The sequence below is a fragment of the Allochromatium humboldtianum genome, from assembly GCF_013385175.1.
GTDB classification, from domain to species: Bacteria; Pseudomonadota; Gammaproteobacteria; order Chromatiales; family Chromatiaceae; genus Thermochromatium; species Thermochromatium humboldtianum.
Map to the genome: position 1 here is coordinate 1 of NZ_JABZEO010000006.1, position 14735 is coordinate 14735.

15 protein-coding genes are annotated in these 14735 nt (G+C 63.4%); 7 read left to right on the forward strand and 8 right to left on the reverse strand.

What is annotated here, in order from left to right; translation table 11 throughout:
• The 3 genes from HW932_RS10080 to ccmI all read left to right on the forward strand — a co-directional run.
• The coding region (locus HW932_RS10080; protein WP_176976372.1) for a DsbE family thiol:disulfide interchange protein at nucleotides 1-541 on the forward strand (541 nt) is incomplete at its 5' end.
• Nucleotides 538-1032 carry a cytochrome c-type biogenesis protein gene (locus HW932_RS10085; protein ID WP_176976373.1) on the forward strand — a complete coding sequence of 165 codons (495 nt, stop codon included), beginning with the start codon at nucleotides 538-540 and terminating at the stop codon, nucleotides 1030-1032. The genes HW932_RS10080 and HW932_RS10085, both read left to right, overlap by 4 nt.
• A 10-nt stretch (nucleotides 1033-1042) precedes the next feature.
• Complete coding sequence (ccmI, locus tag HW932_RS10090) at nucleotides 1043-2431, forward strand: c-type cytochrome biogenesis protein CcmI (protein ID WP_176976374.1); 1389 nt, start codon at nucleotides 1043-1045, stop codon at nucleotides 2429-2431.
• Nucleotides 2432-2507: 76 nt separating this feature from the next.
• Here the strand turns inward: ccmI and HW932_RS10095 are convergent, their stop codons facing one another.
• Nucleotides 2508-2993: a YbhB/YbcL family Raf kinase inhibitor-like protein gene (locus HW932_RS10095; RefSeq protein ID WP_176976375.1), complete on the reverse strand. Its 486-nt coding sequence runs from the start codon at nucleotides 2991-2993 to the stop codon at nucleotides 2508-2510.
• Between the two features lie 451 nt (nucleotides 2994-3444).
• Between HW932_RS10095 and fusA the strand changes: the two genes are divergently transcribed.
• Nucleotides 3445-5490: an elongation factor G gene (gene fusA, locus HW932_RS10100; protein WP_176976376.1), complete on the forward strand. Its 2046-nt coding sequence runs from the start codon at nucleotides 3445-3447 to the stop codon at nucleotides 5488-5490.
• Between the two features lie 92 nt (nucleotides 5491-5582).
• Here the strand turns inward: fusA and HW932_RS10105 are convergent, their stop codons facing one another.
• Entirely contained in the window at nucleotides 5583-6005 is a 423-nt protein-coding gene (locus tag HW932_RS10105; protein ID WP_176976377.1) for a superinfection immunity protein, read from the reverse strand.
• Between the two features lie 330 nt (nucleotides 6006-6335).
• On the opposite strand from HW932_RS10105, the gene HW932_RS10110 reads away from it, so the two are divergent.
• Complete coding sequence (locus HW932_RS10110; RefSeq protein ID WP_176976378.1) at nucleotides 6336-7142, forward strand: hypothetical protein; 807 nt, start codon at nucleotides 6336-6338, stop codon at nucleotides 7140-7142.
• Nucleotides 7143-7339: 197 nt separating this feature from the next.
• Complete coding sequence (locus HW932_RS10115; protein ID WP_176976379.1) at nucleotides 7340-7873, forward strand: cell wall hydrolase; 534 nt, start codon at nucleotides 7340-7342, stop codon at nucleotides 7871-7873.
• Here HW932_RS10115 and HW932_RS10120 read toward each other — a convergent pair.
• On the reverse strand, nucleotides 7870-8484 hold the full coding sequence (locus HW932_RS10120; RefSeq protein WP_176976380.1) for a DedA family protein: 615 nt from the start codon (nucleotides 8482-8484) through the stop codon (nucleotides 7870-7872). The two genes, HW932_RS10115 and HW932_RS10120, sit on opposite strands and share 4 nt — an antisense overlap.
• Before the next feature lie 22 nt (nucleotides 8485-8506).
• Nucleotides 8507-9919, reverse strand: coding sequence for a sodium-dependent transporter (locus HW932_RS10125; RefSeq protein ID WP_176976381.1), 1413 nt, complete (start codon nucleotides 9917-9919; stop codon nucleotides 8507-8509).
• 151 nt (nucleotides 9920-10070) lie between these two features.
• Between HW932_RS10125 and HW932_RS10130 the strand changes: the two genes are divergently transcribed.
• Nucleotides 10071-11147 (forward strand): D-alanyl-D-alanine carboxypeptidase family protein, encoded by a 1077-nt coding sequence (locus HW932_RS10130; protein WP_176976382.1) that lies wholly within the window; start codon nucleotides 10071-10073, stop codon nucleotides 11145-11147.
• 4 nt (nucleotides 11148-11151) lie between these two features.
• Here HW932_RS10130 and rluB read toward each other — a convergent pair whose 3' ends face one another.
• The 4 genes from rluB to HW932_RS10150 are packed head-to-tail and all read right to left on the reverse strand — an operon-like array spanning nucleotide 11152 to nucleotide 14729.
• Complete coding sequence (gene rluB / locus HW932_RS10135; protein WP_176976383.1) at nucleotides 11152-12051, reverse strand: 23S rRNA pseudouridine(2605) synthase RluB; 900 nt, start codon at nucleotides 12049-12051, stop codon at nucleotides 11152-11154.
• Nucleotides 12048-12635 (reverse strand): SMC-Scp complex subunit ScpB, encoded by a 588-nt coding sequence (gene scpB / locus HW932_RS10140; protein ID WP_176976384.1) that lies wholly within the window; start codon nucleotides 12633-12635, stop codon nucleotides 12048-12050. The genes rluB and scpB overlap by 4 nt, the downstream gene beginning before the upstream one ends.
• On the reverse strand, nucleotides 12632-13498 hold the full coding sequence (locus tag HW932_RS10145) for a segregation and condensation protein A (RefSeq protein WP_222932307.1): 867 nt from the start codon (nucleotides 13496-13498) through the stop codon (nucleotides 12632-12634). The genes scpB and HW932_RS10145 overlap by 4 nt, the downstream gene beginning before the upstream one ends.
• A 13-nt stretch (nucleotides 13499-13511) precedes the next feature.
• Complete coding sequence (locus HW932_RS10150; RefSeq protein WP_176976385.1) at nucleotides 13512-14729, reverse strand: tryptophan--tRNA ligase; 1218 nt, start codon at nucleotides 14727-14729, stop codon at nucleotides 13512-13514.
• Between the last annotated feature and the right edge of the window lie 6 nt (nucleotides 14730-14735).

The window sequence follows — 14735 nt, forward strand, 5'->3', positions numbered from 1 at the left end:
CACATCCGCCAAACGCGCTCTCATCCCGCTCGGGATCTTTCTGGCCCTGGCTGCCCTGCTCTTCTACGGGCTGCAACTGGACCCGCGCAAGATCCCCTCGCCGCTGGTCGACAAGCCGGCGCCTGAGTTCAGTCTGCCCGATCTCAAGGATCCCAACCAGACCCTGACCCGTGACATCCTCATCGGTCAGGTGTCGCTGGTGAACGTCTGGGCCTCCTGGTGCCCGTCCTGCCGTCAGGAACACGCCGAACTCATGCGTATCGCGCGCGAGCACGGCGTGCGGGTGATCGGCTTCAACTGGAAGGACACCCGGCCCGAGGCTCTGGCCATGCTCCAGCGCTATGGCGATCCCTATACGGTCTCCCTCTACGACCCGGACAATCAGGCCGGGATCGACTGGGGCGTCTATGGCGCGCCCGAGACCTTCATCGTCGACGCCGAGGGCATCATCCGTCACAAACGGGTCGGGCCGATCGACGCCCAGGTCTGGGCCGAGGAGATCCAGCCCATCGTCGCGCGCTACCAAGGGGGCAAACCATGATCCGGACTCAGACCCAGTCGCTCGTGGCTGCGCTGACGCTGGCCGGCGCCCTGCTGACGGCCGCTCCGGCTCACGCCTTCACCCTGGAAGAGTTCACCTTCGAGGATCCGGCGCGCACCCAGGAATTCCGCGATCTCACCAGCGAGCTGCGCTGTCTGGTCTGTCAGAACGAGTCGCTCGCCGGTTCGCAGGCTGGTGTCGCCCAGGATCTGCGCAAAGAGGTCTATCGCCTGATGCAGGAAGGCAAGAGCCGTCAGGAGGTCATCGACTTCCTGGTCGAACGCTATGGCGACTTCGTGCTCTATGAGCCGCCGCTCAAACCCTCGACCCTGGTGCTCTGGTTCGGCCCCTTCCTGTTCGTCGGTTTCGGCGCCTATCTGCTCGCGCGCACGCTCCAGCGCAAGAAGGCCGAACCCGAGCAGGATCTGAGCGAGGCCGAACGCGCCCGACTGCAACAGCTATTCGCCAAGACCGGCGATCAACACGACTGACTCGAACCCCATGATCATTTTCTGGATTCTCGCCGGTATTCTGCTGGCCCTGTCGCTCGTCTTCGTGCTCGCGCCGCTGGTGCGCCCCTTACCGCCGGATACCGCGCCCGGTCAGGATCGACTCAACCTGGAAGTCTTCCAGCAGCGCCTGAAGGAACTCGACGCCGACCTGGAGGCCGGTTTTCTCGATCAGGCACAGTACGACGCTGCACGGCGCGATCTGGAGCGCGAGTTGCTCTACGATCTGGACGGCGCCGAGACGGCGGCGACCACCGAGCATTCGAGTTCCGCCCTCAGCCGCTGGGCGATGGCGTTGGTCCTGACCATCGTCGTTCCGGCCGCGACCGTACTTGCCTACCTGGAGATCGGCCGGACCGACCTGATCGACCAGCGCCAGACGGCCGCCATGACGGACAGCCCCAACGCCGAGGCCGCCTCGCTGGAAGAACTGGTCCAGCAGTTGGAAAAACGGCTCGAACAGGAACCGGCGAACATCGATGGCTGGATGATGCTCAGCCGTACCTATCTGGCCATGGGTCGACTCAACGCCGGCGCCAAGGCCATGGAACGCGCCTATACGCTCGCGCCCAACGAGGTCGAACTCAAGATCGCCTATGCCGAGGTGCTGGGACTGGCTGATCCCAACAAGAGCCTGCTGGGACGCCCGGCCGAACTGATCGCCGAGGCGCTGGAGCTGGATCCGACCAACACCAATGCCCGCTGGTTCTCGGGTTTGGTCGCCTTCCAGCGGGGCCAGTATCAGGCCGCCCGAACGACCTGGCAGAGCATCTTAGATACACTGGATCCGGAGAGCGAGGAAGCCGGCAATCTGCGTCAGATGATGGATGAGGCCCAGCGTCGTGCTGGAGTTCCGGCTGAGACCGCATCGGTCACACCAAGCGAAGCGGGCGAAACGACAACCTCAGATACCGAGACTGCCGCACCCGCTACGCTTCCAGCCGCCGCTGTGAATATCGAGGCCGAAACACCAAGCGACACTACGACGACCGAGACGTCCGCCGACATCACAGAGACTGTAGCCGCCGCGCCCCAATCGAGCCTGACCGTGGCCGTCAGCCTCGACCCGCATTTCTCGGATCGAGTCTCGCCCGAGGATACGGTCTTTGTCTTCGCGCGAGCCGTTCAGGGACCGCCGATGCCGCTGGCCGTGCAACGTCTCCAGGTCAAGGATCTGCCCGCCACCGTGACGCTCGACGACAGTCAGGCCATGAATCCGGCCCTGCGGCTGTCGGCCTTCGAGCAGGTCCGGGTCGGAGCACGGGTCTCAAAGAGCGGTCAGGCCACGCCCCAGCCGGGCGACCTGTTCGGCGAGTCGGAACCAGTTCAGCGCGATACCGAGACCGATGTCCGGATCCGCATCGACCAAGTGCGGCCCTGAGCACCAAAACGGGCGTACAGAACGCTGAGTTCTGACGCCCGGCGCACGCGCACGGTTTTCAATCATCGAGTCCAGCTCAGTCCACGGCGGATTTCTCATAGGTTCCGACCAACTCGGCATGGGCCAGGATGTGATCGTCCATCGCCACCAGCAGATCGTCCTTGCCGGGCGTACCCAGCGCCTCGGGTAACCGAACATCCAGCGCATAGAGCCGATGGAAATAGCGGTGACGTCCGATCGGCGGGCAGGGTCCGCCGTACCCCGTCCGACCCCAGCTATTGATCCCCTGCCCCGTGCCCTCGGGCAATCCATGACGCGCCGCATCCTCGGGCAGTCCCCCACACTCCGGCGGGAGGTTGTAGAGGATCCAGTGATCCCAGACCATGCGCGGCGCGGCCGGATCGGGCGCATCCGGGTCGTCGACGATCAGCACCAGACTCCGGGTTCCCTCCGGCAGATTCTCCCAGCTCAACGGCGGCGAGCAGTCCTCGCCCTCGCAGGTATGACGCGATGGAATGGCTTCACCATCGACAAAGGTGTCGGATTTGAGAACCAGTGCCATTTTTGGCCTCCAGCGTTGTGCTAACGTTTGCATCAAGACAGAATCGAACCGCGCCCCAAGGTGATTTCGGCACGGTTCCACAGTGAACGATCCCCGTTTCGGGTCATGACAGGCCGTCACGGGCGTGCGGTTCGATCACTCAGCGCTCATCACGATCCCTAGCTGTGCGTCCTTCGGCGGCCCTCCATGTCGGCCGCCACTTTTTATCCCTTGCCGATCGCCGACGCCAAGCCCCGCTTTCGCCGCCGGAACCGTCCCCTTGGTCCTCGACGAAGCCGCACTTTCGACCGTCCCCTTGATCTAGGGCAACTCCAGCGCGATTTCATCCCCCCAGACGGCCTGAGTCACACTCCGGTTGCAGTATACTTTCGATTCGTTCGGATGAACGTCCCTGGGCGCCTGTTCGCTCAAGCGCCCCGATTTCCACTCAAGCGCCACGACGGGATCCAAGATGTCTGACTACAATGCCGAGGACGTCCGCAACATCGCCCTGGTCGGTCATGCCGGCTCCGGAAAGACCACCCTGGTGGAGGCGCTGCTCGCGGCCACCGGCGTCATCAATGTGCCCGGCAATGTGACCAAGGGCACCACGGTCTGCGACTTCGACCCCATGGAAAAGGAGTTGCAGCACTCGCTGGACGCCGCCATCACCAGCTTCACCACCAGCGGCAAGCACATCAACCTGATCGACACCCCCGGCTATCCCGATTTCCTCGGGCGCAGTCTCTCGGTGCTGACGGCGGTCGAGACCGCCGCCCTGGTCATCAACGCCCAGGCCGGGATCGAGTCCATGACCACGCGCCTGATGAAGGCCGCCGACAACCGTCATCTGTGCCGGCTGATCATCGTCAACCAGATCGACGCCGAGCATGTCGACCTGGGTCAGTTGACCGAACAGATCCGCGAGACCTTCGGCCCCGAGTGTCTGCCGATCAACCTGCCGGCCGATGGCGGCAAGCGCGTGGTCGACTGCTTCTTCCAGCCCAGCGGCGGCCCCACCGATTTCTCTTCGGTTGAAGAGGCGCACAGTCAGATCGTCGACCAGGTGGTCGAGGTCGACGAGGATCTGATGGCGCTCTATCTGGAGCAGGGCCAGGAACTCCAGCCCGAGCAGCTCCACGACCCCTTCGAGGCGGCGCTGCGCGAGGCGCATCTGATGCCGATCTGCTATGTCTCGGCCCAGACCGGCGCCGGCATCCCTGAGCTGCTGGAGATCATGGCGCGTCTGATGCCCAATCCGGCCGAGGGCAATCCGCCGCCCTTCCTCAAGGGCGAGGGTGCGGCCATGGAGCCGGTGCGCGTCAGTCCGGATCCGGCGCTGCATGCCGTGGCCCATGTGTTCAAGATCCTCAACGACCCCTATCGCGGCAAGATCGGCATCTTCCGCGTCCATCAGGGGCGCATCACCCCGGCCAGCCAGCTCTTCGTCGGCGACGCGCGCAAGCCGTTCAAGGTCAATCATCTCTATCGCGTGCATGGCAATGATCTGATCGAGGTCGACGAGGGCGTACCGGGCGACATCCTGGCCGTCACCCGGGTCGACGACATCCATTTCGACGCCGTGCTGCACGACTCGCACGACGAGGACCATTTCCATCTGACCACGATGGAATGCCCGATCCCGCTGTTCGGACTGGCGATCAACACCAGCAAGCGCGGCGACGAGCAGAAGCTCACCGATGCACTCAACAAGCTGCGCTCGGAAGACCCCTGCTTCCACATCGAGCACAATGCCAGTGCCAACGAAACCGTGGTGCGCGGACTCGGCGAGGCCCATCTCAAGGTGGTGCTGCGCCGACTGACCGAGCAGTTCCATGTCGACGTCGAGACCCGTCCGCCGAGCATCCCCTATCGCGAGACCATCATGGGTCAGGCCGAGGGCCATCATCGGCACAAGAAGCAGACCGGCGGCGCCGGCCAGTTCGGCGAGGTCTATCTGCGGGTCGAACCCAACGCGCGTGGAGCCGGGTTCGAGTTCGTCGATGCCGTGGTCGGCGGGGCCATTCCGGGCAACTTCATCCCCTCGATCGAAAAGGGCGTGCGTCAGGTGCTGGAGGAAGGGGCCGTCGCGGGTTATCCGCTCCAGGACATCCGGGTCACGGTCTATGACGGCAAGTACCACGCGGTGGATTCCAAGGACATCGCCTTCGCCACCGCCGGACGCAAGGCGTTCATCGACGCCGTGCTCAAGGCCCAGCCGGTGATCCTGGAGCCGATCGTCAAGATCCGTATCACGGCCCAGGACAGCGCCATGGGCGATCTGGCCGGGGATCTGTCGAGCCGTCGCGGACGCATCAACGGCAGCGAGTCCAAGAGCCGCGGGCGCGTGGTCATCGAGGGCGAGGTGCCGCTGGCCGAACTGGAGGGCTATGACGCGCGGCTCAAGTCGCTCACCGGCGGCGAGGGTACCTACGGCATCGAGCTGAGCCACTATGACCCGGTGCCGGGCAACATCCAGAAGCAGATGATGGATGCCTATCAGCGCAGCGAGGATTGAGCGCCGCCTCAAGCCGTCTCCGGGGACCGGAGACGTCGATCCATGGCGCCGGCCTTCCGGCGCCATGGACCTCCAGCCACATGTTCCGCGCGCTAGGCGTCCGTGCCGAGCGCGCCGGTCTCCGCTCCCAGAGGCTCCTGAGAGTCGCGACGACTCCGGGTCATCGACCAGAGCAGCAGCCCGAACCAGCCGATGATCGTCCAGCCCAGCAGGACGTTGAGCACACTGATGGTCACACGCCGTCTGTGCCCCTGGTCGAACGCCAGCCAGGTCGGCAGCAGATAGAACAGGATCAGGAGCGCGGAGATGAACCATCCGCGAACATCGATCGGATAGATCGCGTCGACGGCCAGCAGCAGGAGCAGCCAGGCCAGGACGAAGACCGGAATGCCGCGTCTCAGACCGAGGCGACGCAGGTTCTCGATGAGCACCGGCGGAATGCGGCGCTCGATGGCGGTGATCCAGGTGCTAGGGCGCCAACCTTGGGCGCGGTCGGATGATGGGTGTTGATCCATACTGATTCTCCGCAAATAGAGGCGGCGCGAAGCATAGCCTAAACCGCACCTGGCATGATAGGCGGTGTTCAGGCGCGCTTTTGGGAGTATCCCTGCCCCAAAACTGCTGATCGGGACCGACGAACTCCACATGCGACTCGGGTTACTCGAACTGGGTCACAGACTTGCCGCAATTTTTCCCTCAAACTTGGAAGCGTCTGGCCGTTAAAGGTCAACGATGCGACAAGCGAACAAGCCGCCCTGCATACAGGATCGCCCTCTTCCGCATCTGCCGCTGCGCCGATCCAATGTCGAGTTCTACGACAAGGATCCTACATTTGGAGTCCCATCATGACCAAGTTTTTTACTGTTTCATCACTCGCCTGCTGCTTAGCGCTTTCCTGGTCGATTGGTTATGCTCAAACGACCACCAAAACCGTTAAGCCCTATGCCTATTCGATGAAGATCACCGTTAGCCGGCCAAAGGGTAGCGATGCTGAGGCATCACTGAAAGACAAGACAAAACCATCGACGACAGCTTTCACACCCTGTACTGATGTATGGAAGCGCGATGTACTCTCGTTTCAACTGACCTACGACGCAGGTAAACGCACGGTCAATAAAAAAGACGGCACCGTAACATCGAGTGTCACCGATGTGTATTTCTTTTTTTACAATCCTCAAGCCCTCGGCTTAAAAACCACAGCCACTCCTACGACCGATCCTAATGATACATCTGATACAGATGCCGACTATACTGAAATGTGCGAAATTAATAATGCAATCGAATACCAGGCATGCGACCCTAAGATATGGGTAATCACCCGACCCGCTGTAGGTACGGCCCCACTCGCCATGCGGCCACTTGCCGAAACTGCGGATATTCGCTTTGGCGATATCGATCATATTTATTTATCGAAAGATGAAAATCTCGGAACAGGCAAAATCTCTGACTCTACACTGCGTTCCTACATGAAGTTCGATGATCTAACGCAGGGATTGTGGTCGTTGATCGGCGTCGTCGGACCAATTATCGATCTTAATTCCACGACTCCGCCTTTAGAACTTGAATTTGATGATCAGACCAAATGGGCTGCATGGGACGCCGTTTCCTTTATGCTCGGCTCACCCTGGGGAAACGGAAAAATCTGTCAATAAAGCAAGCCAAAGGTGAATCGACAACAATTTCAGCGCACGACCTGTATCGTGCGCCGTCTTTTTACGATTGATACCAGACTGTCTGGCAGAGGTTCATATCAAGCGACGCCTTGCCCCACTAGGGATTTCCCTGATATCGAGTTTTGAAATACAATATCGACAATCTTCCCGAGTATTTCATACACGATAAAGGAACCATGCGAACGCTGACCACGGCCTTGCTCGCCGCTATCGCCCCGACCCTCCTGACCTCATCGCACATCGCGCCACGCCTCAACGAGGCGCGCTGTGCGAATCACAGCAGCCAGTCCTGCGTCAGAGACGAGCCGGAGATCGATCCGGATCTGCGCTGTCTGGCCCTGAACATCTACCACGAAGCCCGCTCCGAGCCGGAATCCGGCCAGATCGCCGTCGCCCGCGTGACCCTGAACCGGGTCGAGTCGGAGGCGTTTCCCGAATCGATCTGCGGGGTGGTCAAGCAGGGCGGCCAGAAGCGTCATCGCTGCCAGTTCTCCTGGTGGTGTGACGGCAAGCCCGACGACCCCAAGGAGCAAAGGGCCTGGAAACGCTCATTGGAAATCAGTCGCCGCGTCCTGGCCGACGAAGTCCCGGACCCGACCGACGGCGCACTCTACTACCACACCGACTATGTCAGTCCCACGTGGTCGCGACACTTCGAGCGCACGACCCGCATCGGACGTCATCTGTTCTATCGCCCCACCCAGAGTTAATCGGCCTGGGCCGGTTGGCGCCGACGATTCCAGAGCACATATCCCAGCAACGTTAGGGCCACGAAGACCAGGGCTGCGACCGTCACCAACGGCAGGTTCTCACGGATGAGGGCCTCGTTGCCGCCGATGAAATAGCCTAAAGCGATCAGCACCAACGACCAGAGTCCGGCCCCGAACGCGGTATAGAAAGCAAAGGTCGCGATCCGCATCCGCGCCAGTCCCGCCGGGATCGAGATCAACTGCCGAATGCCCGGGATCAGACGCCCGGTGAAGGTTGAAATGGCCCCATGACGCTCGAAGAAGTCATCCGTCTTGTGCAGAACGTGCGGGGCGATGAAGAAATAGCGTCCGTAGCGCTCCAGAAAGGGCCGTCCCACCGCCAGCGCCAGCCCGTAATTGACGAAGGCGCCGATCAGACAGCCGACGATCGAGGCCAGCAGCACCAGCGTCGGATCCATCTTGCCCTGATGCGCCAGATAGCCCGCCGGAATCAGCACCACCTCGCTCGGAAAGGGGATGAAGCTCGATTCGATGGCCATCAGCGCCATCACCCCCGTATAGCCCCAGCCGTCGACCGTAGTCACCAGCCAGTCGATCATGTCATGCAGCATCCGCTCATACCTCGCACGCGGTTCAAATCAGTCCAATGGCGTTGAGAAAAACGATCACGACCAGCCAGGGCGAGACATAGCGCACCAGGAACCGCCAAGTGCGATAGCCGACGCCATCGCCCATCCGCAGCTCGCTGCATGACGAGGCGCGCGACATCACCCAACCGGCGAAGAGCGCGATCAGCAGCCCCCCGAGCGGCAGCAGGATGTTGGCCGTCAGATAGTCTATGAGGTCGAACCAGGTCTTGCCGAAGAGCTGGAAGGACTCGCCCGACCAGAGATTGAAGGACAGCACCGAGCCGATGCCCAGCACCCAGGCCGTCGCACCGACCGCAAGCGCCGCCGGAACACGCGCCATCCCCCGATTCTCGACCAGCCAGGCCACCGCCGGTTCGATGAGCGAGATCGCCGAAGTCCAGGCGGCGAACACCAGCAGCACGAAGAAGAGGGTGCCGAACAGGTGCCCGCCCGTCATGGCCCCGAAGGCGATCGGCAGCGTCTGGAAGATCAGCCCCGGCCCCGATGCCGGCTCCAAGCCGTTGGCGAAGACGATCGGAAAGATCGCCAGTCCCGCCAGCAGCGCCGCCACCGTGTCAGCGACCACGATGGTCAGGGTCGCGCGTGCGATCGAGGCATTGCCCGGCATATAGGAGCCATAGACCATGATCGCGCCCATGCCGAGACTCAGGGTGAAGAAGGCGTGCCCCAGGGCGATCAACAGCGGCTCACCGGAGAAGCGGCACGATTTCACGCCGGCCTCCACCTCGCAATGCTGGAACACCTTGTCGAAGTCGGGACTGAACAGAAACGCGGCGCCACGCGCGAAGTCGCCCTCGTACAGGGCATAGAACACCAGGATCACGAGCAGCACGAAGAGTGCCGGCATCAACAGGGTAACGGCACGTTCCAGGCCGCCGCGCACACCGCGCGCCACCACCGCCATGGTCATCACCATGAAGATGGTGTGCCAGGCGAGCATGGACTCGGGCGAGTCGAGCAAGGCGCCGAACAGTGTCGAGACCGCCCCGGCATCAGCACCGGTGAAGAGTCCGGCGCCGGCACGGAAGACATAGGCCAGCGCCCAGCCGGCAACCACGCTGTAATAGGACAGGATCAGGAAGCCCGTCACCACCCCGAGCCAGCCGAGCCAGCGCCAGGCCGGATGGGCCTTCTCCTCGGCCACCAGTGCGCGCATGGTATTGATCGGACTCCGGCGCCCGCGCCGGCCTATGAGGATCTCGGCCATCATGATGGGCACGCCGATCAGGGCGATACAGACCAGATAGACCACGACGAAGGCGCCGCCGCCGTTCTCGCCCGTGATGTAGGGGAACTTCCAGATATTGCCCAGACCGACCGCCGAGCCGACGGCCGCCAGGATGAAGACGAACCGCGACGACCATTGGCCGTGGATGGAACCGCGTGTATCCGGCATGGGGTGCGCGCCCTCAATGATGGTGTTGTCGACTTCGAGCGGTCATTTTCCGCCAAGCGTATCGGCGTCACAAGGCACGCGCCGCGCCGGCCGCCAATCCCATATGCAATAATTGCCTTTGATTCAAACCAGCCTGAGGGACTTCACCGCCATGCCAAGGTTTCCCGCCTCACACTCCCGATCCGACCAACGACGGCGATCGGGCGCCGCCCGCCTGACACGCCTGCTGTTCGTGCTACTGTTCACCGGTCCCATCGTGCTGACCGGTGGAGCCTGCGCCAGCAACCAATCGCCGTCGAACCCGGATCGCGCGACCCTCGCCCCCACACCGCCCAAGCCCTATGTCAATGCCTCGGCGCCAGTGAATCCATCGGGCTATGACTGGCGCAACATCGAAGGCACCCAGGACGGCTGGCGACTGAACGAGCGTTCGCGCGAGTGGAGCGGACTCAACCGCGCGGCCCTGAATCTGCACTCGGCCAGTGCGATGATCGTCGACGAACGCGGCAATGTCCTCTACTCTAAGAATGCGCGTGCGGTCAGACCCATCGCTTCCGTCACCAAATTGATGACGGCCATGGTGGTGCTGGACACCGGCGTCTCGCTCCAGACACCCATCCGCATCGTCGAGGACGACCGGGACCGGCTCAAGAACAGCCGCTCGCGTCTGCGCATCGACGACGCCATCCTGCCGCGCCGCGAGATGATCATGGTCGCCATCATGTCCTCGGACAATCGTGCCGCCCATGCCCTAGGGCGCACCACCTTCCGCGGTGGTACCGAGGCTTTCATTCAGGCCATGAACCGCAAGGCACGCGCACTCGGGATGCACAACACCCATTTCGTCGACTCTTCCGGCCTCGATCCGCGCAACCGCTCCACGGCCGAGGATCTGGTCAAGATGGTGCGCGCCGCCTCGAACTACCCGCTGATCCGCGAGACCACCTCGCGCGGCGAGATGACGCTGCGTCCCTTCCGGGATGGCACCGCCCTGCAATATCGCAATACCAATCCGCTGGTGCGCAGTCCGGAATGGACGGTGGAGGTCAGCAAGACCGGCTTCATCAACGAGGCCGGACGCTGTCTGGCCATGCAGGCACGCATCGACAATCGGCACTTCTACATGGTCTTCCTGGGTTCCGACGGCAAACTCGGTCCCATGGGCGACTCCAACCGGGTGCGCGAATGGATCCTGGCCAGCAACACACGCACGACGGCCGCGCGTTGATCTCTCAGCGCGGACGCCGCCCCCACTTCGACCCTTCGCCCGATGTGGAGCCACCGTCGGGCTTGGATCGCCAGGGCTTCACGGCTCCAGGGGCGGAACGGCGCGGACGCGGACGCTCCAGCACCCGCAGCCCGGCCAGGGCCATGAGCTCGGCGCGTTCCTCGTCGGTCAGCGGACGCCAGTTGCCGGGGAAGAGCCGCCGGCCCAGCTCGACATTGCCGTAACGGATGCGGATCAGCCGGCTGACGGTGCAACCGGCGGCTTCCCACAGCCGACGCACCTCGCGATTGCGTCCCTCGCGCAGCACCACGTTGTACCAGTGATTGGCGCCGGTTCCGCCCTGCTCGGTGATGCGCTCGAACTTCGCCGGGCCGTCGTCCAGTTCGATGCCGGCCATCAGGCGCTCCAGGGTCTCGGGCGCGACCTCGCCCAGGATGCGCACCGAGTATTCGCGCTCGATCTCGCGCGATGGATGCATGAGCCGGTTGGCCAGCTCGCCATCGGTGGTGAAGAGGATCAGGCCTGAGGTATTGATGTCGAGCCGGCCGACCGCGATCCAGCGCCCCTGCTTGGGTCGCGGCAGACGGCGGAAGACGGTCGGGCGTTCCTCGGGATCGCGGCGCGTCACCAGCTCGCCCTCGGGCTTATGGTAGACGATGATCTGGGTCTCGGAATCGCGCTTGGGCTTGAGCGTGACATCGCGCCCATCGACGCGGATACGGTCGGCGCGGGTGGCCTGATCGCCGAGCTTGGCGAGCTGACCGTTGACGCGCACCCGGCCTTCACTGATCCAGCCCTCGATCTGGCGACGCGAGCCGAGTCCGGCCTCGGCGAGCAGCTTCTGGAGCCGGACGGGTTCGTCGCCGGAACCGGGGCGACGGGGCGGCTGTCGATCGTTCTTCATGGGGTGTTCTCGGTCGGTTCGGACGTCGGCGCGACGTTCGTGGATAGGAAATAGGACTCGGGGTCGCGGATCTCGGACAGGGGCGGCAGTTCGTTGAGCGAACGCAGTCCGAAGTAATCCAGGAAGCGGCGCGTGGTCGCATAGAGCGCCGGGCGGCCCGGCACGTCGCGATGACCCACGACCCGCACCCATTCGCGCTCGGTGAGGGTCTTGATGATGTTGGTGCTCACGGCCACGCCGCGGATGTCCTCGATCTCGCCGCGCGTGATCGGCTGACGATAGGCGATCAGGGCCAGGGTCTCCAGCAGGGCGCGCGAATAGCGCGGCGCCTTCTCGTCCCACAGCCGTGCCACCCAGGGCGCGACGGATGCACGCACCTGTACCCGATAGCCGCCCGCGACCTCGGCGATCTCGATGCCGCGTCCCTCGTAGTCGGCGCTCAGTGCGCGGATACAGTCGAGGATGGCGGCGCGCTCGGGGCGCTCGTCCTCGCCGAAGAGTTCCAGGAGCCGGTCGAGCGTCAGCGGACCGCCGGCGGCGATCAGCGCCCCCTCGACGATGGCTTTGAGCGGCTGGTCGGTCATGCAGTGGTCGCGGGCGAGGACTCGCGCAGTTTGACATGGATGGGGGCGAAGGACTCGGACTGCACCAGTTCGAGCACGCTCGACTTGATCAGTTCCAGCAGCGCCAGAAAGGTCACGACCACGCCCGGACGCCCTTCACTCGGGTCGAAGAGATCGGTCAGACGCGCGAATCCGCCGCCGTTCAGCCGTTCCAGCACCTGCGACATGCGCTCGCGCAGCGACAACTGTTCCTTCTCGACTTTGTGGCTGGTGAAGAGTTCGGCGCGCGCCAGCACCTCGCGCAGTGCCGACAGCAGTTCGTGCAGCTCCACGTCCGGCGGCAGGCGTCGGATGAATCCGGGCGGCACAGCGGCCTCGACGACGAAGTAATCGCGCTCCAGTCGGGGCAGCACGTCGAGATCGGCGGCGGCCTGCTTGAAGCGCTCGTACTCCTGGAGCCTTCGGACCAGATCGGCGCGCGGATCGGCGCCCTCCTCTTCCGCCTCCTGCGGTCGGGGCAGCAGCATCCGCGACTTGATCTCGGCCAGCATCGCGGCCATCAGCAGATACTCGGCCGCCAGTTCCAGACGCAGCTCATGCATCAGCTCGACGTATTCCATGTACTGCTCGGTGATCTCGGCGATCGGGATGTCGAGGATATCCAGATTCTGACGCCGGATCAGATAGAGCAGCAGATCGAGCGGCCCCTCGAAGGTTTCGAGGAAGACCTCCAGCGCGTCGGGCGGGATGTAGAGATCCTGGGGCAGCGTCAGGAACGGCGCGCCCCGGACCATGGCCAGAGGCGGCTCCTGTCGCACATCCGCCGTCGAGCGATCAGGCTCGACGGCGGCAGCGATCCCCTCCGCTTCGCTCGGTGCGTTCAAGGTTCGACGGACTTCAGGACATCACCAGCGACATGGCGTGACGGACCTCTTCCATGGTCTCGCGTGCCACATCGCGGGCTTTCTCGCAGCCTTCGTTGAGGATACTGCGCACCAGATCGGGCTGGGCCTCGTACTCGCGCGCGCGCTCCTGGATCGGCGCCAGCTCCGCGAGCACGGCATCGATGATCGGCTGCTTGCACTCCAGACAGCCGATTCCCGCCGAACGGCAGCCCTGCTGCACCCACTCGTGCACCGAGCTGTCGGAATAGACCTGATGGAACTGCCACACCGGGCACTTCTCTGGCTCGCCGGGGTCGGTGCGTCGCACCCGCGCCGGATCGGTCGGCATGGTGCGTAGCGCCTTCTCGACCTCGGCTGGCGAGTCGCGCAGTGAGATCGTGTTGTCGTAGGACTTGGACATCTTCTGACCGTCCAGCCCCGGCATCTTCGACGCCTTGGTCAAGAGCGCCTGCGGCTCGGGCAGGATGATGCGCCCGCCGCCTTCCAGATAGCCGAACAGCCGCTCGCGGTCGGACAGGGTTATGTTGCCCTGACCTTCGAGCAGCGCGCGCGCCACTTCCAGCGCCTCCTGATCGCCCTGTTCCTGATAGCGCCGCCGCAACTCGTCGAACAGCTTGGCGTTCTTCTTGCCCATCTTCTTCTTGGCCTCTTCGGCCTTGACCTCGAAGTCCGGCTCGCGCCCGAAGATGTGATTGAAGCGGCGCGCCACCTCGCGCGTCAGCTCGACATGGGCGACCTGATCCTCGCCGACCGGCACCTGGCCGGCTTTGTAGATGAGGATGTCGGCGCTCTGAAGCAGCGGATAGCCGAGGAAACCATAGGTCGCCAGATCGCGTTCCTTGAGCTTCTCCTGCTGATCCTTGTAGCTCGGCACCCGTTCGAGCCAGCCGAGCGGCGTGATCATGGACAGCAGCAGATGCAGCTCGGCATGTTCGGGCACCCGCGACTGGACGAACAGCGTGGCCGAGCCGGGATTGATACCGGCAGCCAGCCAGTCGATCACCATGTCCCGCGTGCTCTCGGGGATCTTGGTCGGATCCTCGTAATGGGTGGTGAGTGCGTGCCAGTCGGCGACGAAGAAGAAGCACTCGTACTCGTGCTGCAACTCCAGCCAGTTCTTGAGCACGCCGTGATAATGGCCGAGATGCAGCCGTCCGGTCGGACGCATGCCCGAGAGCACGCGCGCATGTTGATTTGAGACAGAAGCCAAGAGTCG